The organism is Blautia sp. RTP21359st1_E11_RTP21359_211015 (assembly GCF_040910705.1).
In the GTDB taxonomy this organism is placed as follows: Bacteria; Bacillota; Clostridia; order Lachnospirales; family Lachnospiraceae; genus Blautia_A; species Blautia_A fusiformis.
In genome coordinates, this window is sequence record NZ_JBDGAB010000002.1 from 21658 (window position 1) to 44146 (window position 22489).

General features: G+C 44.8%; 17 protein-coding genes and 1 pseudogene. 16 read left to right on the top strand and 2 right to left on the bottom strand.

The annotated features are described in order from the left end of the window. Positions 1-74: 74 nt before the first annotated feature. From AB5026_RS00890 to larE, 9 genes and pseudogenes are all read left to right on the top strand, one after another. Complete coding sequence (locus AB5026_RS00890; RefSeq protein WP_368212606.1) at positions 75-2294, top strand: alpha-galactosidase; 2220 nt, start codon at positions 75-77, stop codon at positions 2292-2294. 149 nt (positions 2295-2443) lie between these two features. Further along, positions 2444-3364, top strand: a complete 921-nt coding sequence (locus tag AB5026_RS00895; protein WP_118608115.1) for an AraC family transcriptional regulator — start codon at positions 2444-2446, stop codon at positions 3362-3364. 311 nt (positions 3365-3675) lie between these two features. Then, complete coding sequence (locus tag AB5026_RS00900) at positions 3676-5001, top strand: alpha-glucosidase/alpha-galactosidase (protein WP_368212607.1); 1326 nt, start codon at positions 3676-3678, stop codon at positions 4999-5001. 152 nt (positions 5002-5153) lie between these two features. Next, positions 5154-5303 (top strand): substrate-binding domain-containing protein, encoded by a 150-nt coding sequence (locus AB5026_RS00905; protein ID WP_256137108.1) that lies wholly within the window; start codon positions 5154-5156, stop codon positions 5301-5303. Next, positions 5278-5763 (top strand): annotated as a pseudogene (locus tag AB5026_RS00910) (hypothetical protein); the annotation flags it as partial. The gene AB5026_RS00905 and the pseudogene AB5026_RS00910, both read left to right, overlap by 26 nt. 9 nt (positions 5764-5772) lie before the next feature. Continuing rightward, positions 5773-7323 carry an FGGY-family carbohydrate kinase gene (locus AB5026_RS00915; RefSeq protein ID WP_235812425.1) on the top strand — a complete coding sequence of 517 codons (1551 nt, stop codon included), beginning with the start codon at positions 5773-5775 and terminating at the stop codon, positions 7321-7323. 91 nt (positions 7324-7414) lie between these two features. Continuing rightward, positions 7415-7777 (top strand): inorganic diphosphatase, encoded by a 363-nt coding sequence (locus AB5026_RS00920; RefSeq protein WP_243874191.1) that lies wholly within the window; start codon positions 7415-7417, stop codon positions 7775-7777. 394 nt (positions 7778-8171) lie between these two features. Next, positions 8172-8972: an MBL fold metallo-hydrolase gene (locus tag AB5026_RS00925; RefSeq protein ID WP_022426660.1), complete on the top strand. Its 801-nt coding sequence runs from the start codon at positions 8172-8174 to the stop codon at positions 8970-8972. Between the two features lie 257 nt (positions 8973-9229). After that, positions 9230-10057, top strand: a complete 828-nt coding sequence (gene larE / locus AB5026_RS00930) for an ATP-dependent sacrificial sulfur transferase LarE (protein WP_178016029.1) — start codon at positions 9230-9232, stop codon at positions 10055-10057. A gap of 145 nt (positions 10058-10202) precedes the next feature. Here the strand turns inward: larE and AB5026_RS00935 are convergent, their stop codons facing one another. Next, positions 10203-12167 (bottom strand): oleate hydratase, encoded by a 1965-nt coding sequence (locus AB5026_RS00935; protein ID WP_303005513.1) that lies wholly within the window; start codon positions 12165-12167, stop codon positions 10203-10205. Between the two features lie 157 nt (positions 12168-12324). Further along, positions 12325-12909, bottom strand: a complete 585-nt coding sequence (locus AB5026_RS00940; protein ID WP_015526040.1) for a TetR/AcrR family transcriptional regulator — start codon at positions 12907-12909, stop codon at positions 12325-12327. Between the two features lie 141 nt (positions 12910-13050). Between AB5026_RS00940 and AB5026_RS00945 the strand changes: the two genes are divergently transcribed. From AB5026_RS00945 to mmsB, 7 genes are all read left to right on the top strand, one after another. Next, entirely contained in the window at positions 13051-14079 is a 1029-nt protein-coding gene (locus AB5026_RS00945; protein WP_015526039.1) for a substrate-binding domain-containing protein, read from the top strand. After that, on the top strand, positions 14057-15565 hold the full coding sequence (locus AB5026_RS00950; protein ID WP_021650429.1) for a histidine kinase: 1509 nt from the start codon (positions 14057-14059) through the stop codon (positions 15563-15565). Before AB5026_RS00945 ends, AB5026_RS00950 begins: the two co-directional genes overlap by 23 nt. Beyond that, the gene (locus AB5026_RS00955; protein WP_015526037.1) at positions 15543-17141 is read left to right on the top strand and encodes a response regulator; all 1599 of its coding nucleotides are present in this window, start codon (positions 15543-15545) and stop codon (positions 17139-17141) included. Before AB5026_RS00950 ends, AB5026_RS00955 begins: the two co-directional genes overlap by 23 nt. A 41-nt stretch (positions 17142-17182) precedes the next feature. Further along, positions 17183-18226, top strand: a complete 1044-nt coding sequence (locus AB5026_RS00960) for a sugar ABC transporter substrate-binding protein (protein ID WP_242826998.1) — start codon at positions 17183-17185, stop codon at positions 18224-18226. Between the two features lie 308 nt (positions 18227-18534). After that, on the top strand, positions 18535-19563 hold the full coding sequence (gene chvE / locus AB5026_RS00965; RefSeq protein WP_227588556.1) for a multiple monosaccharide ABC transporter substrate-binding protein: 1029 nt from the start codon (positions 18535-18537) through the stop codon (positions 19561-19563). 85 nt (positions 19564-19648) lie between these two features. Further along, a complete protein-coding gene (gene mmsA, locus AB5026_RS00970) occupies positions 19649-21187 on the top strand; it encodes a multiple monosaccharide ABC transporter ATP-binding protein (protein ID WP_044960730.1) in 1539 nt (512 codons plus the stop codon). A 4-nt stretch (positions 21188-21191) separates the two neighbouring features. Further along, entirely contained in the window at positions 21192-22367 is a 1176-nt protein-coding gene (gene mmsB / locus AB5026_RS00975; RefSeq protein ID WP_092070224.1) for a multiple monosaccharide ABC transporter permease, read from the top strand. Positions 22368-22489: the final 122 nt, after the last annotated feature.

Consider the following 22489-nt stretch of genomic DNA (forward strand, 5'->3'; position numbering starts at 1 on the left):
CACAGTTATTTGATGATTCTTAAGGAAAGAGGCGGATATTTTTATCCGCAGTAAACGAAAAAAAGGAGAAAATTATGCCGATCAAATTTCACGAGGGATCAAAGACATTCCACATTTATAACAAACATTTAAGCTACATCACCTGTATCATGGAAAATGGCCAGATGGAGAATCTGTACTATGGAAAAGCTATCCGCGATAAAGAGGATTTCAGTTATCTTCACGAGGAGATCATGCGTTCCCTGATGGCTGTATGTGTTCCGGAACCGGGACTTCTTTCCATGCAGTATACCAAACAGGAGTATCCTGTTTACGGAACCGGTGATTTCAGAAGCCCCGCTCTTACTGTTCGTCAGGAGAACGGAAGTGAGATCGTAGATTTCAAATATGTTTCCCACGAGATCTATGGCGGCAAAAAGAAACTTGCAGGTCTTCCTGCAACTTATACAGAGAGCGATGAGGAAGCAACATCTCTGGACATCATACTTCATGATCCTGTGATGGACACAGATCTTGTTCTTACCTATTCTGTATATGAAGATTATCCGGTGATCACAAGAAGTGCACGCCTTGTTCAGAAAGGGGATCAGAAAATCCGTCTTGAGAACGTGATGAGTGCAGCAGTGGAGTTCCCGGATATGGATTATGAGATGATCCATCTTTCCGGTGCGTGGGCACGTGAGCGCTATGTAAAAACACGTAAACTTGAGATGGGTACACAGGCTGTACAGAGTCTTGCAGGAACCGGCTCCAGCTCTGAGCAGAATCCGTTTATCGCGCTGAAGCGTCCTCATACAACAGAAGATACAGGCGAGGTTTTCGGCTTCAGCTTTGTGTACAGCGGAAACTTCCTTGCACAGGTTGAGGTTTCCACCTACGAGATGACACGAGTTATGATGGGGATCAATCCACAGGGATTTTCCTGGGAGCTTTCCAGAGATGAGGAATTCCAGACTCCGGAGGTCGTTATGGTATACAGCGATAAGGGCTTAAACGGAATGAGCCAGGCTTACCACAGACTGTACCGTGACCGCCTGATGCGCGGAAAATGGAGAAATCATGCACGCCCGATCCTTCTTAATAACTGGGAGGCAACCTATTTTGATTTTGATGAGGAAAAAATCCTCAATATTGCAAAAAAAGCCAAAGAGGTTGGGGTAGAGCTTTTCGTTCTGGATGACGGATGGTTCGGAACCAGAAACGATGATTACCAGGGTCTTGGCGACTGGTTTGTAAATAAGAATAAGCTTCCAAACGGAATTTCCGGACTTTCCCGCAAGATCGAGGAGATGGGCCTGAAATTTGGCCTCTGGGTAGAGCTTGAGATGGTAAACAAGAACAGCGACTGCTACAGAGCACATCCGGACTGGCTCATCGGAGCACCGGACCGTTTTGAGTCCCACTCAAGACATCAGCACGTTCTTGATTTTTCCAGATCTGAGGTTGTGGATTTTATTTATGATTCCATCTCCAAGGTTATTGAGGAATCTTCCATTTCCTACATTAAATGGGATATGAACCGCTACATGTCCGAGCCTTTCAGCCGCGGCGCATCTGCAGCAGATCAGGGCAAGACTATGCATAAATATATCCTTGGTGTATATGAGCTGTATACAAGACTGACAGAGAGATTCCCTGACATCCTCTTTGAATCCTGCGCAAGCGGCGGAGCAAGATTTGATCCGGGAATGCTGTATTTTGCACCGCAGACATGGACCAGTGATGATACCGATGCAGCAGAGAGAGAAAAGATTCAGTACGGTACCTCCTTTGTTTATCCGATCGTCAGCATGGGATCTCATGTATCAGCAGTACCGAATCATCAGCTGCACCGTACCACACCGCTTTCTACAAGAGCAAATGTGGCATATTTCGGAACCTTTGGCTATGAGCTGGATCTGAACCTTTTAAGTGCCAAAGAGATCGAAGAGGTAAAGGCACAGGTGGAATTCATGAAGGAACATCGTGACCTGATCCAGGTGGAGGGTGATTTCTACCGTATCTTAAGCCCGTTCGAAGGAAATGATACTGCATGGATGGTTGTTTCCAGAGACAAAAAACAGGCAGTTGCCGGATACTATGAAAGACTGAACAAGGTCAATGCTTCCTGGATGCGTCTGCGCTTCAAGGGTCTTGACGAGGATCAGCTTTACAAAGTAAAATGGGAAGATAAGTGCCTGAAAGCTTACGGAAATGAGCTGATGTATGCAGGAATCCCGGTTGATCGTGACTACTGCAATAAGACAAACGGTGATTTCCATTCTGTATTGTATACAATTGAAGCAGAGGACTGATTTCTGTAAATGATGGAATAAAAATTATCTGCAGAAAAACATCCGCCTGACCAGAAAAATAACAGGCCGCCGGATATGGCGGCCTGTTATTGGGTGGCGGAGCAGCTCACAGGCGGAAACATAATATATGACATCAGGGAGGTGACAAGTTGCTTCACACAGTTGGTTTTACAAACTCGGACAGCTATAAATGTCTGGAGAATTTAAAGAAAGGTGCGGTGGATCTCTGTCTTACTTATTGTGGGTGGGAAAAATGCGATCCGGGACATCGATTTGGACCAAATAAAAGGATCTCTCATGTACTTCATATCGTGGAATCCGGAAGCGGAGTTTTTGAGATGGATGGCCATCAGTATCATCTGACAGGTGGAGAAGCATTTCTGATCCCAGCCAGTGTGGAGGCCTGGTATGAGGCAGACATGGATAATCCCTGGACGTACCGCTGGGTGGGATTTGAGGGAATGACTGCAGAGGAAGTGATCCATGTAAGCGGCTTCAGCAGGGAAAATCCGGTCCGAAGGATCCACTGCATGGAAAATGCGGCGAAGTATATTGATGCAATGGTACGGACCAACAAGCTCGTTTTTGAAAATGAACTGAAACGGAACGGACTTCTGATGCTTCTTTTTTCTGACCTGATCACAGATAACCGGGATGCATGTCTGAGAGAAGGCAAGCTTCTCCCATCCCACAGATATCCAAATTCCGTTTATGTGGAGCATGCAGTGGATTACATTGCAGCCAACTTTGACAAGCGGCTGAAGATCAATGAGCTGGCAGACCGCATTGGCGTCAACCGGAGCTATCTTACCAGTTCGTTTAAAAAAAGCCTCGGATGCTCGCCGCAGGAATATCTTATGAATCTTCGTATCGAGAAGGCAAAGACTCTTCTGAAAAATGGAGGTATTCAGGTCAGTGAAGTAGCTGCAAAAGTAGGGTATGGAGATCCGCTGGCTTTTTCCAAGGTATTCAAGGCAAGAACAGGAAGAAGTCCGAGAGAATACAAGGAAGAAAAGAGAAGACTTGTAGTGAAGGGAAAGAAGGGCGATTATATGGAATCGGAGTCCTGATTCTGTGATATATTCACAAAGAAAAAAGAACTCTCTGTCTGGTCCGGAATATATAAAATTCTGGTATCGGGCAGAGAGCTTTTTATGTCATAAGAAATGTTATAGAAAATTACTTCCAGGTATCTCATGCAACAAAACAACAATTATTAACATCAAAGTACATATTTTAAACAAGTTTCCGGTAGTATGATAAGATCACAAAGAAAACGAAGCGGGACTGCACCGCAAAAATAGCAGAAAATCAGGAATTCCAAAGAAAATACAAGAATTCCGGATAAGAGACCAAACAAAGGAAACAGGAGGAAACGAACATGATCAAAATTACATTCATGGGAGCAGGAAGCACGGTTTTCGCAAGAAATGTACTTGGCGATTGTATGTGCACACCGGCACTTTGCGAGAGCGAGATCGCACTTTATGATATTGACGAGAAGAGACTGGAGGATTCCAGAATTATCTTAAGTGCCATCAACCACAACGTAAACGAGGACCGCGCAGTGATCAAAACTTATCTCGGTGCCGAGAACCGTAAAGATGCACTTCGAGATGCAGATTTCGTAGTCAACGCCATTCAGGTAGGCGGATATGAGCCATGCACAGTTACAGACTTTGAGATCCCGAAGAAATACGGCATTAAACAGACTATCGCAGATACCCTGGGAATCGGCGGAATCATGCGTGCACTTCGTACCATTCCGGTCCTGGAAGAGTTTGCCCGGGATATGGAAGAAGTCTGCCCGAACACTCTGTTCCTGAACTACTCCAACCCTATGGCAATGCTTACCGGCTATATGCAGCGTTTTACAAAGATCCGTACTGTAGGCCTCTGTCACAGCGTTCAGGTCTGCTCCCAGAAGCTTCTTGAGGGAATGGGAATGGAAGACAAGCTTGAGGGACGTACCGAGCTGATCGCAGGTATCAACCACATGGCATGGCTCCTTGAGATCCACGACAAAGACGGAAATGATCTGTATCCGGAGATCCGCAGAATTGCCGAGGAGAAGAATACCTCCGGTGAGAAGCATGAGGACATGGTGCGTTATGAGTATATCCGTCATCTTGGATACTATTGTACAGAGTCCAGTGAGCACAATGCAGAGTATAATCCGTTCTTCATTAAATCCAAATATCCGGAGATGATCGAGGAGTTCAATATTCCGCTTGACGAATATCCGAGAAGATGTATCAAACAGATCGAGGGCTGGGAAAAAGAGCGCGAGGATATCCTCAAGGATGGCAAGATCGGCCATGAGAGAAGTAAAGAGTATGCTTCTTATATCATGGAGGCTGTTGTTACAAACACACCGTACAAGATCGGTGGAAATGTTCTTAACAACGGTTACATCGATAACCTTCCGTCGGATGCCTGCGTAGAGGTTCCATGCTATATCGACGGAACCGGTGTACATCCGGTAAAAGTGGGCAAGCTTCCTACACAGCTGGCAGCTATGAATTTATCCAATGTCAGCCCGCAGCTCCTTGCTATTGAGGCAGCAGTGATCAAAGACCGCCAGAAAATCTATCAGGCAGCCATGATGGACCCGCACACAGGTGCAGAGCTGAACATCAAAGACATCCAGGCAATGTGTGATGAGCTGATCGAGGCACACGGGGATTATATGAAGATGTACCGCTAAGGCAGGAAATGATCGGAAGGCAGCAAAAACTTTGAAATAAATATGCAAGGCAGCATATAAAGGCCGGAACACCAGAATGGAGAGGGTGTTCCGGCCTTTCTTTATATGGAACTTTTGATAAATAATAAAAACAACAGATCGCTGTCCAGGTCATGGAAGAACTGGAACGTCAGGGCAAAAGGATCCCGGAAGATGTTGCGGTAACCGGCTATGATAATTCACTATATGCAAGACAGGGACAGGGCATTACCACTATCACCCATCCCCAGGAAAAACTGGGAGATCGATGCTTATCCGGTTAATGAGATCGCAGAATATGTTCAGGATGTAAGCCAGGGAGATATTGATGTTCTGGTAGAAGAATATTATAATAAATACGATATGATTCTGGATGGACGTGACCCTGAGGAATTTAAGAAGCATGTAGCAGTCCAGGCAGGGATCGAGATCGGTTTTGAGCGCTTCCTCGAGGAGAAAAAATATCAGGCTATCGTAACACACTTTGGTGATCTGGGCTCCCTGGAACAGCTTCCGGGACTTGCGATCCAGCGACTGATGGAAAAAGGCTATGGCTTCGGTGGCGAGGGTGACTGGAAAACAGCAGCTATGGGTATTGAAGCGGTTTATATTGATGGCGATACAACGATCCGGAATCTGCAGAATGAGCTGAGATGGAACAGCATGTATTTCAGCAAATAATATGGGAGGTTTTTTACAATGGGAGTAAATGAGGCAAAAACAGCAATTCTTGAGAATCGCACGGCTCTTGGTATTGAGTTTGGTTCCACAAGGATCAAGGCAGTTCTGGTGGACGATAAGAACCAGCCCATCGCATCCGGAGCCTATGAATGGGAGAATCAGTATGTGGATGGTATCTGGACATACAGCCTGGAGGAGATCTGGAAAGGTCTCCAGGGCAGTTACCAGGATATGGCAGAAGATGTTCAGAAAAAATATGGAGTGGAGCTTACAAGCGTAGGTGCGTTTGGTGTCAGTGCCATGATGCATGGCTATATGCCGTTTAATAAAGAGGGAGAGCTGATGGTTCCGTTCCGTACCTGGAGAAACAACATCACAGGAGAAGCCTCTGAGAAGCTGGCAGAGCTTTTCCATTACAATATCCCTCAGAGATGGAGCATCGCACACCTGTATCAGGCGATCCTTAACGGTGAGGAGCATGTAAAAGATATCGATTATATCACCACTCTGGAAGCCTATGTGCATTGGAAACTCACCGGAAAAAGAGTTCTTGGTATCGGTGATGCGGCAGGTATGTTCCCAATCGACAGTGAAACGAAGGACTATAACGAGGAGATGGTTCAGAAGTTCGATGAACTGGTTGCACCTTATGGTTTCCCATGGAAGCTTCGCGATATTATGCCGAAAGCTCTGGTGGCAGGTCAGGATGCAGGAGTTCTTACTGAGGAAGGCGCAAAGCTTCTGGATGTAAGTGGAAAGCTGAAAGCTGGAATCCCGATGTGTCCGCCTGAGGGAGACGCAGGAACCGGTATGGTTGCCACAAACAGTGTCCGCCGGCGTACCGGAAATGTTTCCGCAGGAACTTCCGTATTTGCCATGATCGTCTTGGAGAAGGCACTTTCCAAACCGTATAAAGAAATCGACATGGTTACCACTCCGGCAGGAGACCCGGTTGCCATGGCACATTCCAACAACTGTACTTCGGATCTGAACGCATGGGTAAATGTGTTTAAGGAATTTGCAGAAGCTATGGGCATGGAAGTAGATATGAACAAACTGTTCGGAACTCTTTATAACAAAGCCATGGAAGGCGACCCGGACTGTGGCGGACTTCTTTCCTACTGCTATTTCTCCGGCGAGCATATGACCGGCTTTGAAGAGGGACGTCCACTGTTTGTACGTTCTCCTGAGAGCAAATTTACACTGGCAAACTTTATGCGAAATAATCTTTACACCTGCCTCGGCGCCATGCGTGTAGGTCTGGATATCCTTCTGAATCAGGAGCATGTAAAGATCGATAAGCTTCTGGGCCACGGCGGCCTCTTTAAGACAAAGGGGGTCGGCCAGCAGATCCTTGCAGATGCGGTAGATGCACCGGTATCTGTAATGTCCACAGCAGGAGAAGGCGGAGCCTGGGGAATCGCACTTCTGGCTTCCTATCTGATTAACAGGAGAGAAGGCGAAGACCTTGCGGATTTCCTGGATGAAGATGTCTTCAAAGGAAACGAAGGCAGCACACTGGCGCCGGAAGCAGAAGGCGTGAAAGGATTCAATGCATTTATGGATCGATATATGAAGGGTCTTGGCATTGAGCGTGCGGCTGTAGAGTCTGAGATATGGTAAAACGAAGAACGGATTGAAATAAAAATCTTCGATTTACTGGCATAATAGAAAAATCTGTTAATTTATTGTATGTGCTTAAAGAGGAATATAAATGAAGCAGATGATTTATGAAAAAAAGAAACCGACTCCGGGCCAGCTTGTACATATCATGATCGACCGTCCAATGAACAGTTATCATCCGGAACACAAAGAGCTTTTTTATCCGGTAAATTACGGCTACATCGAAGGAATCATCGCTCCGGACGGTGAGGAACAGGACGTTTACGTTCTGGGAATCGATCACCCGGTAAAAGAATTTACAGGAAAAGTGATAGCTATCATCCACCGCCTTAATGATGTGGAAGACAAATGGGTGGCAGTTCCGGAAGATATGACCATGACAGCTCAGGAGATCAAAGAACAGGTCCGGTTTCAGGAACAGTATTTTGAGACAGAGATAGAGATGCTGGAATAACAAAAATATAAAACAGGAGCAGACATGGTACGCCATGTGACTGCTCCTGTTTTTGTACAGGATCCATATATTATATATTTCTGTTATCTGCGATGCAGATAAACTGGATGACAGAGGATGCAAGGGAGCACCGGACTGGATTCTGTGAAAACAGGAATCTATGAAGATTTGTGGATTGATTTTTCTGCTATGAAAATGAATGGATCTTATTGAAAATATTTCTTCATAATGTTATCATTGGATACGAAAAACACAGAAAAAATAAGAAAACAAAAAATTAAACGGTTGTATATGTGTCTGTAATATGACCAGAGACAGCCGGTCAGAGTGTCAGAGAGCAGAATGGTGGGTGGCTGAATGTTTGATGACCAGGGCTATACAGGAGGAGAACAGAATGAAATTAACCATGCTTGGAACAGGTAACGCACTGGTAACAGAGTGCTACAATACATGTTTCGTGCTCAGCGATGAGTACGGCCATTTTCTGGTTGACGGAGGCGGCGGAAATACAGTGCTTTCTCAGCTGAAGAAGGCTGGCGTTGATCTGATGGATGTTCATGAGATCTTTGTTACACATAAGCACGTAGACCATATCATGGGGATCGTGTGGGTGATCCGCATCATTTGCCAGAACATGAAAAAAGGCACTTATCAGGGCGAGGCAAACATCTATGCTCATGATGAAGTGATCGGACTTCTGAAAGACATGGCATTTAAGCTTCTGAATAAGAAGGAGACACAGTACATCGGTGACAGACTTCATCTGATCGAGGTAAAAGACGGCGAGGAAAAAACAATTCTTAATAAGAAAGTGACCTTTTTTGATATCGGTTCCACCAAGGCGAAACAGTTCGGATTCCAGATGATCTATGACGGTGGTAAGGTACTTACCTGCTGCGGAGACGAGCCATACAATGAATGTGAAGAGAAATACGCAAAAGGCAGCGACTGGATGTTCCACGAAGCATTCTGTCTGTATGGACAGCGTGATATCTTCAATCCATATGAGAAGCATCACTCCACAGTTAAGGATGCCAGTGAGCTGGCTGAGAACCTTGGAGTTAAGAATCTTGTCCTGTATCACACAGAGGATAAGAATATTAAGAAACGTAAAGAGCTTTACGGAGCAGAAGGCAGAGAGTATTATCACGGAAATTTGTTTGTTCCGGATGATCTTGATGTGATCGAAATGTAATAACTGTAAAAAGAAAGACTGGAAGTATGGCATATGCTGTATTTCCGGTCTTATTATGTTTGGAAACAGAGAGGATACTAATAAATTTCATAGTACATCTGTCAGGTAGAAAAATACTTGTATGGCAAAAAGGTATCGTTTACAATAAATAATACACACATAGCATTACAAGAGCATGTCAATAAGAACAGATCTGAAAATTACAGATTCGGATCCGGCAAAAATAAGATTTTACAAATTACGAGGTGACAGAACATATGCCAGCAACAGATAACATCACACTTGAAAAAAAATACAGAAAACTCCAGGAAATCCTCCGTTCCCTTGGAAGTGTAGCCGTAGCTTTTTCCGGTGGAGTGGACTCCACATTTTTGCTGAAAGCTGCACAGGAAACACTTGGCGACAAAGCTATGGCCATTACCGCATGTCCATGCTCCTTCACCGACAGAGAACTGAAAGAAACGCAAGATTTCTGCCAGGAAAATCACATTTGCCAGGAGATATGCAAGATCAACGAATTCGACATCCCGGGGTTCCGCCAGAATCCGCCGGACCGATGCTATATCTGCAAAAAAGCCATCTTTACCAGACTTTGGGAAGCTGCAAAGGCGCGCCATATGAACATGATCGTGGAAGGTTCCAACATGGATGATCTGGGCGACTACCGCCCGGGAAAAAGGGCTATCCAGGAGCTTGGGGTCCGCAGTCCGCTCCAGGAAGCAGGCCTCTATAAAGAAGAGATCCGGGAGCTGTCAAAAGACATGGATCTTCCAACCTGGAACAAGCCATCCTTTGCCTGTCTTGCTTCCAGATTTGTATACGGTGAGACCATTACCGAGGAAAAGCTTCACATGGTAGATCAGGCCGAGCAGTTTCTGATGGATCTGGGATTCCATCAGTTCCGTGTTCGCATCCACGGTACCATGGCGAGGATCGAGGTTCCGGAAGAAGAGATCCTGAAAATTGCAGATAATGAAACAAGAACAAAGATCACAGAGAAATTCCGCACATTGGGATTTTCTTACGTGACTCTGGATCTTCAGGGCTTCCGTTCCGGAAGTATGAATGAAACACTGGGAAAATAAGTATCAGAAAATAAAATAATCCCCCGGAAATACCGCGCGAGAAGTATTTCCGGGGGATTGCTGCACGAATAGAACCGGAGGCTCCGTTACTGTGTTCAAATCTTAATTTTCGGATTGAGAATATCTGCCTGGCAGGCTGTATATCTTACATATAATCTTTCAGCACATCATGATCCCGCAGTACTTTCTCAATCACAGTACCCTTCACAACATTCAGAAGTGGTTTCTTCAGTGCATTCAGCGGCCCTGGCAGCTGGATCTCCAGCGGGGATTTTCCGTCCATCAGTTTCACACTGCTGTCCAGAAGCTCACGGATATCGTAAACGCTTCCCCATACTTCCGGAACCCCACGGTCTACACCGAAAAGTCCGTATACAGCCTCCATTGCAGTACGTACGGAATATTCTGTTGTGAATACGGTATCACGAGGAGTTTCCGCAAACTGGCCCAGGAATGCAAAGTTTACACAGCCATCCGGGATAACATCCGGGCGGTCACCTTTGGTACGCGGCATGAAGAAGGCGGTGATGTACGGCATCATGGTCGGAACGCAGACAGCGCTGTTTTCTGCCATATCGTCGATCTGATCTACCGGAACACCCAGGTGGTACAGCCACTCGGCGGTAATTTCCTTACCGGTACAATCCTTCATCGGTTTCTTGATATAATCACCGGGAACATCTGTGAACAGTCCGTAAACCCATACACAGACCTTCTTCGGATCCTGCTCTTTAAACTGTCCCTGACGGTTGATGGTCCAGCTTAAGAGCCATTTGGAATCCTGGCAGCTTACGATACCACCGGTAACAACCTTGCCGGTACGTGGGTCACGCTGGCAGATATTGGTGATATAAGGGATAATACGGTCATCCAAAGTGGTGACAGTAGCGGATTCCCAGTTTGTTCTGGAAATGTCTGAGCAGAACTTTTCCGGATGTCCGAAGGATGGATCCTGAGCTGCGATATTTTTCCACAGAGACCATACACCACTAGTACGGACCTCTGCATCACCGTTTGGTGCATGGTTCTGGTCGCCGTAGATCGTGCCCTCTGTACAGCTTCCGTTAGTGACGAAAACATAATCATTTTCTGTAAGAAGGATGCCCTGCTCCACATCTTTTACCTTGCACTCGATAGCAGTGGCGATCTTTTTGCCATCTTTAAAATTAAAGATCACGTTTGTGACCTCAGTATTAAACTGGAAGTCAACACCTGCATCCTCCAGATATTTTTTCATGGGAAGAATCAGGGATTCGTACTGGTTGTACTTGGTGAATTTCAGGGCGCTGAAATCCGGAAGACCTGCAATGTGGTGGATAAAACGCTGGAAGTAAAGCTTCATCTCCAGAGCACTGTGCCAGTTTTCAAATGCGAACATGGTCCTCCAGTACAGCCAGAAGGTGGAATCAAACACTTCATCATCAAATACATCTTCGATGGTTTTATCGTAAAGATCCTCATCCTTTGTCATAAACAGCTTCATGATCTCCATGCAGCCCTTCTGGCTCAGGTTAAATTTTCCGTCGGTATGTGCATCCTGTCCACGGTTGACGGTTGCACGGCAGAGAGAATAGTTCGGGTCGTGCTTGTTCAGCCAGTAGAATTCGTCCAGAACAGAAGCACCCGGTTTTTCAAGAGAAGGAATACTGCGGAAAAGATCCCACAGGCACTCGAAATGGTTTTCCATCTCACGACCGCCACGCATGATATAGCCTCTGGACGGATCAAAGATTCCATCGCAGGCACCGCCGGCAATATCCATGGCTTCCAGGATGTGGATATGATCACCTGGCATCTGTGCGTCTCTTACCAGGAAGCATGCAGCAGCCAGGGAAGCAAGACCGCTTCCTACAATGTAGGCATGCTTGTCGTCCACACCTTCCGGTTTTTCCGGACGGGCAAAGGCTTCGTAGTTACCGTTGGAATAATAAATCCCTTTGCTGTTTTTGTCATGCTTTCCACGCTCGGTGTTGCGGTAGTTTGCAGTAGTTTCTTTCACATGGAGGTTTTCCTCTTCGTTGATCTCTCTTGTTTTTTTCATCAGCATGGCTGCGCCGGCTCCGGCTGCCGCAAGTGCTGCAAGTCCCATGAATCCTTTTTTATCTGACATATGACATCCACCTTTCGTAAATGAGATACCTGTTTGTATCGGATTAACTGTTCTTTGTTGCTGTTGAGGCTATGATAGCCCATCCGGAAAAAAGATTCTATTTACAAAATACCGAAAGTGTTCAGTTTTTTATCATTATATCTGTTTTGATAAGTTTTTATTCTGTATGCATTTCTGCTGTTTTATTTCTGGCGGCAAAATTGCGGATGGCGTTGTCGATGCTTCCATACAGTGCGGTTGCGGTATCATCTGCGATTTCGCGATAATCTTCGCGCATGCCGTTTTTGATCCAGTCCAGCATGATCCCTACAAAGCTGTATTTATACAGATCTGCGATAAAAATTTTCTGTTCATCCGTGATGGGGATATCTTTTGATTTTTCTGTTACCACGCCCATAAGAAGATCGCAGGTAAGCTGGAACAGATAATTTTCGATCTGTTCCCGCCCCACGCAGCGGTATACATTTAAGATAAACGGCTTGTTTTCCATCACGGCATCAAAGATCTGCAGAAGCCCTTCATGCCATGTGGAAGAGGTTTTTTTGCCCTGAAGGGCAATTCTGGCATCTTCCAGACAGCACCACTCCACAAGATCATAGATATCTTTGAAATGATAGTAAAAAGTCATGCGGCTGATCCCGCAGTCCGTAGTCAGGTCGTTGATGGTGATCTTATCTAAAGGCTTCTTAAGAAGCAGATGTTTCAGGGATTCTTCCAGGGCAAGCTTGGTTGCGTTTGTCATGTCTTGCGGCCTCCTTTGGCAAGGTTATAGTTATTAATATAACATGAAAGTGCACAGAAAATCCATGTTAAACAGTGACTTTTCTGTGAAATTATGATAAACTGGATCTGGAATATTTTGCGGAACAGAACGGAGTGTACTATGAAGAAAAAATCAGTTTGTATCCTGCTGATCTTTGCTGCCGTGATAGTACTTACTTATGTGACAGGAGAATCCTATTACAGAGGAATCAGTGAAAAAGCAGGGTTGGATAAACAGGAAGAGAAAATATATAAATACCAGTACGACATGATCGTGGACAGCCCCGATTCCCAGTTCTGGCAGGCAGTATATGACAGTGCGAAGAAAAAAGCAGCTCAGAATAATGTACTGCTTGAGATCATGGGGCCGGACAGAGGAACATCCTATGATAAACTTGATTATATGAATATGAGCATTGCGGCCAAGGCGGATGGTATTATCCTGCAGTATAATGGAGAAGCCGGTCTGGAAGAAGCAATCAATACTGCAGTAAGAAACGGAATACCGGTGGTTACAGTCATGAGTGATGCGGTGCACAGCCGCCGCCAGAGCTTTGTGGGAGTCAGCGATTATCAGCTTGGCATGGCTTACGGGGAAATTGTTGCCAAATACGTGGATGAGAACACGAAGAAGATCCTGATCCTGCAGAAACGGGATATTGATGATATGAACGAAAGTCAGATATACACTCAGATCAGCAATGCGGTGAAGATGGCAGCTGGGTCTGAGGATATTGAGATCAAGGGAAGGAATCTTCTGTCAACAGGAACCTTTGAAACAGAGGAGGCAGTTACTGATATTTTTCAGCAGAAGCGGAATGTTCCGGATATCCTTGTGTGTATGGATGAGGAGACAACGGAGTGTGCAAGACAGGCAATTCTGGATTTCAACCTTGCAGGAAAAGTGAAGATCATTGGTTATTATACATCTGAGGATATTCTGGCGGCAGTTGAAAAAGGTGTTATTTCAGTTACCTGTGATGTGGACACGACCCAGCTGGGACAGTACAGTGTGGAGGCAGTTACCAGCTATATAGAAGATGGAAGAACCAATTCTTTCTACAACGTAGACATTAATTTTCTTGACAGAACAGCAGTGAAGAAGATGAGGAGGGAGGCAGTCACAGATGAAAAAGATCCGTTGGAGTGACTTTTCTCTTGTAAGCAAGATCATGATCGAGGTTGGCGTGCTGGCAGTTTTACTGTTCAGCATCAACATGTTGTTTTATGCGCGGATCAACAACTCCATGCAGGAGATGGATGATGTGTATGCCAGCAATGCCCAGATCACAGAGCTTGGGCAGGTTTTTGACGATGTGCAGGACAGTATGTACCAGTATCTGAAGGTAAAAAACTCTCAGGCACTGATGGATTATTATCAGAATGAGGCGAAATACAGGCAGGAGCTGGAGAAGTTAAATGAACGGAATATTGATGATTCCGTAAAACTTCTGGAGAAGAAGATACGTAAGATGTCGGAATCATATCTTTCCTGTACCGCAGGAACTGTAGCTGCCAAGAGAGGCAGGAATGTGGAGAAATATAAGCAGGAATATGATGAAAGTCTGGAGCTTTACAGTTATATCCAGAGTTCTATGGATGAGCTGAACAAGCAGCTTTTTAAAGAAAATTCCCAGACTTATGCAGCTCTCCGGGCGGTTATGAGATATCTGGAGATCAGTAATATGATGATCATGCTTCTGGTGGTGATCTGTGGAATGTTCCTTCTGATCATGGCAACAAGGGAGATGTTCCTGCCGCTGACTAATATGGCAGAAACTGCACAGCTGGTAGGTCAGGGGAATTTTAATGTAAAGATGCCCCCAGCAGATTCCAGGGATGAGCTTGGAACGGTAACAAGAGCCTTTAATACCATGGTGGATAATCTTGGTCTTTACATTGCCAGGACAAAGGCCAGCATGGAAAAAGAACAGCAGATGATAGAGAGGGAGCTTTTGATGGAAACACATCTCAAGGAGGCACAGCTTAAGTATCTCCAGTCTCAGATCAACCCGCATTTCCTTTTTAATTCCCTGAATGCAGGAGTACAGCTTGCAATGATGGAGGATGCAGAAAAAACCAGTATCTTTGTGGAAAAGATGGCAGATTTTTTTCGCTACAATGTGAAGAAGGGTGAGGAAGATGCCACACTGGAGGAAGAACTGGAGGCTGTGGACAATTACATTTATATTCTGAATGTACGGTTTGCCGGGGACATCCATTTTTCAAAAAAAGTGGAATGTGATGTGGAAAATGTACGTGTTCCCAGTATGATCCTGCAGCCGGTTGTGGAAAACGCAGTCAATCATGGAATCCGGAATATAGATTGGGAAGGACATATTGATCTCAGTGTGGAGAGATGGAACGACCATATTGAGATCAGTGTTCGGGATAACGGACTGGGCATGACCGGAGAACAGATACAAAGAGTACTGTCAAAAAAAGTCCACAGCAGTTCAGGCGAGGGTGATTCCACGGGAATCGGAATGAATAATGTGATCAGCCGTCTGGAACTGTATTATGAGCGGGACGGATTAATGGAAATATACAGTGAAGGTGAAGGAATGGGAACAGAGGTAGTGATCAATATTCCTCTGGAGAGGAGCGAAAAAAATGTACAGAATCCTGATTGCTGATGATGAGGGGATCATGCTGGAATCCCTGAAAAATATTATAAGTTCCAACTATGGAAATGAATGTGAGATCCATACAGCCAAGACAGGCCGTGTGGTTGTGGAGGAGGCGGAGAAATATCCGCCGGATATCTGCTTTATGGACATTCAGATGCCGGGCTTAAGTGGAATCCAGGCAATCCGGGAAATTCAGAAATTTAACAGATCTGTGGTCTTTGTGATCATTACAGCCTATGATAAATTTAATTATGCCAAGGAAGCGGTAAATCTTGGAGTTATGGAATTTCTTACCAAGCCGGTAAACAAAAAGGTGATTCTGGAAATATGCTCCAAAGCTATGGAAAAGGTAGATTCTACAAGACAGAAGCGAAGCGATGATCTCCGTATCCGTGAAAAGCTGGAGACAGTTGTGCCCATGATTGAGAGCGGATATATCAATAATATTCTTCTGCAGGATGATTTTCAGACATATCAGGATAATTACAGGGAGCTTCTGGATATCCGGGAAGAATATGGATATATGATCGTGGCTGAATTCGGGGATTCCACGGAAAATGGCGTTCTTACCAATGCGGTGGGGGCCAGTGTGAAGGCAAACAAATTTTATTCCACATTCCGGGAAATCGCTCAGGGATTTTTTGAATGTCTGGTAGGACCCATTATGGGAAACCGTATTGTACTGCTTGTTCCATACCGTAATTCCAGGGAGTCCTATGAGGAACGTGTGGAGGTTGTAACAAGAACCAGAAACATGGTACATAAGCTGGAAAGCAGGATCGACAGTAAATTTCGCTGTGGTATCGGCCGGGTGAAGGAGATGGGAAGCACCATGAAAGAATCCTTCAAGGAGGCCATGATCGCACTTCGGGAAAGCACCAGCCATGTTATACATATTGAGGATGTTCCGGCTGCACAGAAATATGACGGCGAATATCCAAGAGATTTGGAACGTCGCTATGAAAAGCGGGTGATGGATAAGGATGTGGCAGGAGCTTTAAGCTGTGCCGAGGAATTTATCCGGTGGATGGAGAAGCAGCCGGGAGTAGATCTGGAGGACATGCGCATCAAGATCCTGGAGCTTGTGATGGGAGTGGAAAAAAAGGCCTTTTTTGCAGGTACCGTGAAATATGCGATCAGCTGCCGCAGAAATTATATTCATGAGATCCAGGAATATACAGATATAGAAGGAATGAAAAAATGGTTCCTAGGCAAAACATCAGAAATCTGCAGTAACATGGAAAGTGCAAGGGAAAAAGAAGCGGTTTCTATTATCGAAAAAGCAAAGTCCTATATTCGGGACAATTACAAAAAAGATATTTCACTGGATGAGGTGTCACGGGAGGTGGATATCAGCCCTTATTATTTCAGCAAGCTTTTTAAGCAGGAGACCGGAGGAAATTTTATCGAGTATCTTACAGAAGTGCGGCTTCGGAATGCAAGAGAACTTCTCAAGGATTCAGGGCTTTCCATCAAGGAGATCTGTGCGGAATCCGGATACAGCGACCCCAATTATTTCAGCAGGATATTCAAGAAATACGAAGGCGTGACACCAAGTGAATTCAGAGAGAAGTTGAGGTAGACAATATGAGCGGGGGGAAAATGATTAGGAAGCTGTTGATCTTGCTGTGTCTGTTGACATTGATGCTGAATGGCTGCGCTTCCGAAAAAACAAAGCAGACAGCTGCACAGGAAAACGATACAGAGGAAGACAGTGGTGAAAAGAAAATTCAGATCGGTCTTACAGTGGATTCTTTTGTTATTGAGAGGTGGATTCGTGACAGGGATGTATTCGTGGCAACAGCAAGGGAGCTGGGAGCGGAAGTGAATGTTCAGGATGCGGGAGCAGATACAAAAGAGCAGATCAGCCAGATTGACTATTTTATCAAGAAGCATATGGACGTGATCGTGATCATTGCCAGAGACTGCAAAGCATTATCTGAGGCTGTGGAGCGTGCCCACAATGCAGGAATCAGGGTGATCTCCTATGACCGCATGGTAAATGATGCGGATACAGACATGTATATTTCCTTTGATAACCGGAAAGTCGGAGAGATCATGGCACAGTCCATGATGGAAGCGATCCCTGATGGCGGAAAGATTTTTATGATCCAGGGCTCTGCTTCAGATAACAATGTGGACATGGTAAAAGAGGGATTTGAAGACACTCTGAAAAACAGTGATCTGAAGGTAGTTTACGAAGCCAACTGTGAGGGCTGGATCGCAGAGCTGGCAGCAGATTATGTGGAGGAAGCACTGGAAGAGTATCCTGATGTAAAGGGAATCATGTGCGGAAATGATGATATTGCCAGCCAGGTGATACAGATTCTTGCGGAAAACCAGCTTGCCGGACAGGTGATCGTGGTAGGCCAGGATGGTGATCTGGCTGCATGTCAGCGTATTGTGGAAGGAACCCAGTACATGACAGCATTTAAATCTATCGAAGATCTGGCACGCCAGGCAGCTGAATATGCGGTGAAGATGGCAGAAGAGGGAAAGATTCCGTCAGATGTGACAGATACCATGAGCGATGGAAGCTATGATATCCCGGCGAAGGTGCTGGAACCGGTTGCCGTTACAAGGGATAATATTGATGAGGTGATCATTGACGGCGGTTTCCACAGACGAGATGAAGTATATCTCAATATAGATTACGATACAGAGTAATGCAGAACAGATTGCATACCGGCATATATGTGGCAGTGAAATTCTGCAAGTAATGTGGCAGTGTATCCATATGCGCAATAATACACAATTATGACAAAAATCAATAGCAGATTTTTGGTGCAAAAATGTCTTGCCTGATGCAGGGCATTTTTCTTTTGCAAAAAAATGTCTCTGTCCTTGCCAACTATGTCCAGACAGTCCTGTGTTATAGTAACATCATCAAAGGAAACGTGATTCCAAAAACAAATAATGAAACGGAGGATTTTACAATGAAAAGAAAAATGGTATCTGCACTTCTTTGCGCAACAATGGTAGCTGGTATGGTGGTAGTTCCGGCAGCAACAGCACAGGCAGCAGACAAGAAACTGATCGGTGTTACCATGCCGACCAAGGATCTCCAGAGATGGAACCAGGATGGCGATAACATGAAGAAAGAGCTGGAGGCAGCAGGATATGAGGTAGACCTTCAGTATGCATCCAATGATGTAAGCACACAGGTTTCCCAGCTTGAGAACCAGGTAGCAAACGGATGTGACCTTCTGGTTGTGGCATCCATCGATGGAAGCAGCCTTGGCGAGCCTCTGAAACAGGCCAAAGAAAAAGGAATTCCGGTTATCTCTTATGACCGTCTTCTTATGAATTCCGATGCAGTAACCTATTATGCAACATTTGATAACTACAAAGTAGGTCAGAAACAGGGCGAGTACCTGGTAGATGCACTGGATCTTGACAATCAGGACGGACCATTCAATATTGAGCTGTTCACAGGAGATCCTGGCGATAACAACTGTAACTTCTTCTTCGGTGGTGCAATGGATGTTCTCCAGAAATACATCGATGACGGTAAGCTGGTAGTAAAATCCGGTCAGACAGAGTTCGAGCAGGTTGCTACAGCTAACTGGGACAGTGCAAAAGCACAGGATAGAATGGATACTATCATCGCAGGTAACTACTCTGACGGAACAAACCTTGACGCAGTTCTCTGCTCCAACGATTCCACAGCCCTTGGTGTTGAGAATGCACTGGCAGCTTCCTACACAGGAGAATATCCGATCATTACTGGTCAGGACTGTGACACACCAAACGTTAAGAACCTTGTAGCCGGAAAACAGGCAATGTCTGTATTCAAAGATACAAGAGCTCTTGCATCTGCAGTAGTAAAAATGGTTGACTCCATCATGAAAGGTGAGGAGCCGGAAGTGAACGATACAAAATCCTATGATAACGGAACCGGTGTCATCCCGACATATCTTTGCGATCCGGTTGTTGTTACAACAGATAACTACAAAGAGATCCTGATCGACTCCGGATACTACACAGAGGATCAGATCAAATAATCAGAATTTTTAAGAAAGAAATTTATCACATGCAGGCGGGGAATATAACCGCCTGCATGAACAGTGGAAAGGGAGGGAAATTGAGTTGGCTAAGATACTTCTGGAAATGAAAAATATCACCAAAACTTTCCCAGGTGTAAAGGCACTGGATAATGTTAATCTCCAGGTCGAGGAAGGCGAGATCCACGCACTGGTAGGTGAAAACGGTGCCGGTAAATCTACATTGATGAATGTATTAAGTGGTATTTATCCGTACGGTTCGTATGAAGGAAATATTATTTATGATGGTGAGATCTGTAAGTTTAACACTATCAAAGACAGTGAACATAAAGGAATTGTAATCATCCACCAGGAACTTGCTCTGATCCCGTACATGACCATCGGGGAGAACATGTATCTGGGTAATGAAAGAGGCAAAAGCTTTTCCATCAACTGGAATGAAACTTATGGAGAAGCAGATAAATATTTGAAAATAGTAGGACTGGAGGAATCCTCCAGAACTTTGATCAAGGATATTGGTGTAGGTAAGCAGCAGTTGGTTGAGATCGCAAAGGCACTTGCAAAGAATGCAAAGCTGCTCATTCTGGATGAGCCTACCGCATCACTGAATGAAGATGACTCCAAAGCTCTTCTGGATCTTCTTCTGAAATTCAAGAAGCAGGGAATGACCTCTATCATCATTTCCCATAAATTAAATGAAATCTCCTATGTAGCAGATAAGATCACAGTTATCCGAGATGGATCTACCATTGAAACACTGGATAAAAAGAAAGACGATTTTTCTGAGCAGAGGATCATTCAGGGAATGGTTGGACGTGAGATGACAGATCGGTTCCCGAAACGTCCAAATGTAAAGATCGGCGATGTTTCCATGGAGATTAAAAACTGGAATGTTTATCATCCGCTGTATACAGAACGTAAGGTGGTAAATAACGTATCCTTTAAAGTACATAAAGGAGAGGTTGTCGGTATTTCAGGACTGATGGGAGCAGGACGTACAGAACTGGCTATGAGTATTTTTGGCAAGAGCTATGGAACTAAAATTTCTGGACAGGTGTTCATGAACGGAAAAGAAGTGAAGCTGAATACAGTTCAGGAAGCCATCGACAACAAGCTTGCTTATGTTACAGAGGATCGAAAAGGAAACGGGCTGATCCTTTCCAAGTCCATAAAGATGAACACTACGCTTGCAAACATGTCTGGTATCAGTAATGGAAAAGTGATCGATACGGATAAAGAATACGCAGTTGCTGAGGAATACAGGAAGAAACTGAAAACCAAGTGTCCGACAGTTGAGCAGAATGTCGGAAACCTGAGCGGTGGTAATCAGCAGAAGGTCCTTCTTGCAAAATGGATGTTTGCAGAGCCGGATATTCTGATCTTGGATGAACCTACAAGAGGTATTGACGTAGGAGCCAAATATGAAATCTACTGTATCATCAATGACCTGGTCGCAGCAGGAAAATCTGTGATCATGATCTCTTCTGAGCTTCCGGAAGTGCTTGGAATGTCAGACAGAATCTATATCATGAACGAGGGCAGATTCGTAGGAGAGGTAAGTGGTGAGGAAGCTACATCTGAGCTGATCATGTCCAGGATCGTGAAGTCAGGTAAAGGAGAGTAAGAAGATGGAGAAAAAGATTAGTTTTTCAGAAATATTAAAAAAATATACCATGGTCATTGTTCTGGTATTTGTTGTGATCATGTTTTCTGTGAACACAAAGGGCGTTATGCTTCTTCCGCAGAATGTAAATAACCTGGTAGCCCAGAATGCATATGTATTTATTCTTGCAACCGGTATGCTGTTCTGTATTTTAACAGGTGGTAACATCGATCTGTCAGTTGGTTCTGTTGTATGCTTTGTTGCTGCTGTCGGTGGTAAGATGATGGTTCTCAACAGTATGAACCCGTATCTCACTATGATCGTGATGCTTCTTGTGGGTATTGCCATTGGTGCATGGCAGGGATTCTGGATCGCTTATGTACGAATTCCTCCATTTATTGTTACTCTGGCAGGTATGCTTGCTTTTCGTGGCCTTTCCAACGTAGTTCTGGAAGGACAGACCCTGGCCCCGATGCCGGATGCTTATCTGGCTCTGTTCAATAACTATATTCCGGACTTCCTTGGTGGAGGTGAAGGATTTAACAGAACATGTTTCGTAGTTGGCATTATTGTCTGCATCGTCTATGTTGCACTTGTTATGAAAAACCGTGCAGACCGTGCAAAAAAAGGCTACAGTGTTGAGTCTTTCGGTGGTGTTGCAGTGAAGATGGTTCTGATCTGTGTAGTTGTTCTTGCATTCATGTTCAGACTTGCTCAGTACAAAGGTATCCCGAATTCTCTTCTCTGGGTTGCAGTGATCATCGCGATCTATACATACATTGCTTCCAAGACTACAACAGGCCGTTATTTCTACGCAGTTGGTGGTAATGAGAAGGCAACAAAGCTTTCCGGTATTGATACGAACAAAGTTTATTTCCTTGCTTACTTGAACATGGGTCTTCTGGCTGCTATCGCAGGTATGGTGACAATGGCCAGATTGAATTCTTCCAACCCGCAGGCTGGTACAAACTTTGAGATGGATGCGATCGGTGCTTGTTTTATTGGTGGTGCTTCTGCTTATGGTGGTACCGGTACAGTTCCTGGTGTTATCATTGGTGCACTTCTGATGGGTGTTCTGAATCTTGGTATGAGTATCATGGGTATTGACCAGAATATCCAGAAGGTTGTTAAAGGTATGGTTCTTCTGGCAGCGGTTATCTTCGATGTTGTCAGCAAGAGAAAATCTTTTATCGTAAAATAATAATAGTCAGCGAATCAGGACAGCAGGTTTTCGGAGTGATCCGGAACCTGCTGTTTTTGGGTGTATATACTGTTGTTTTATGTAAGGTTATTTTGTTACTGTTCACTGGTCAATGTCATTTA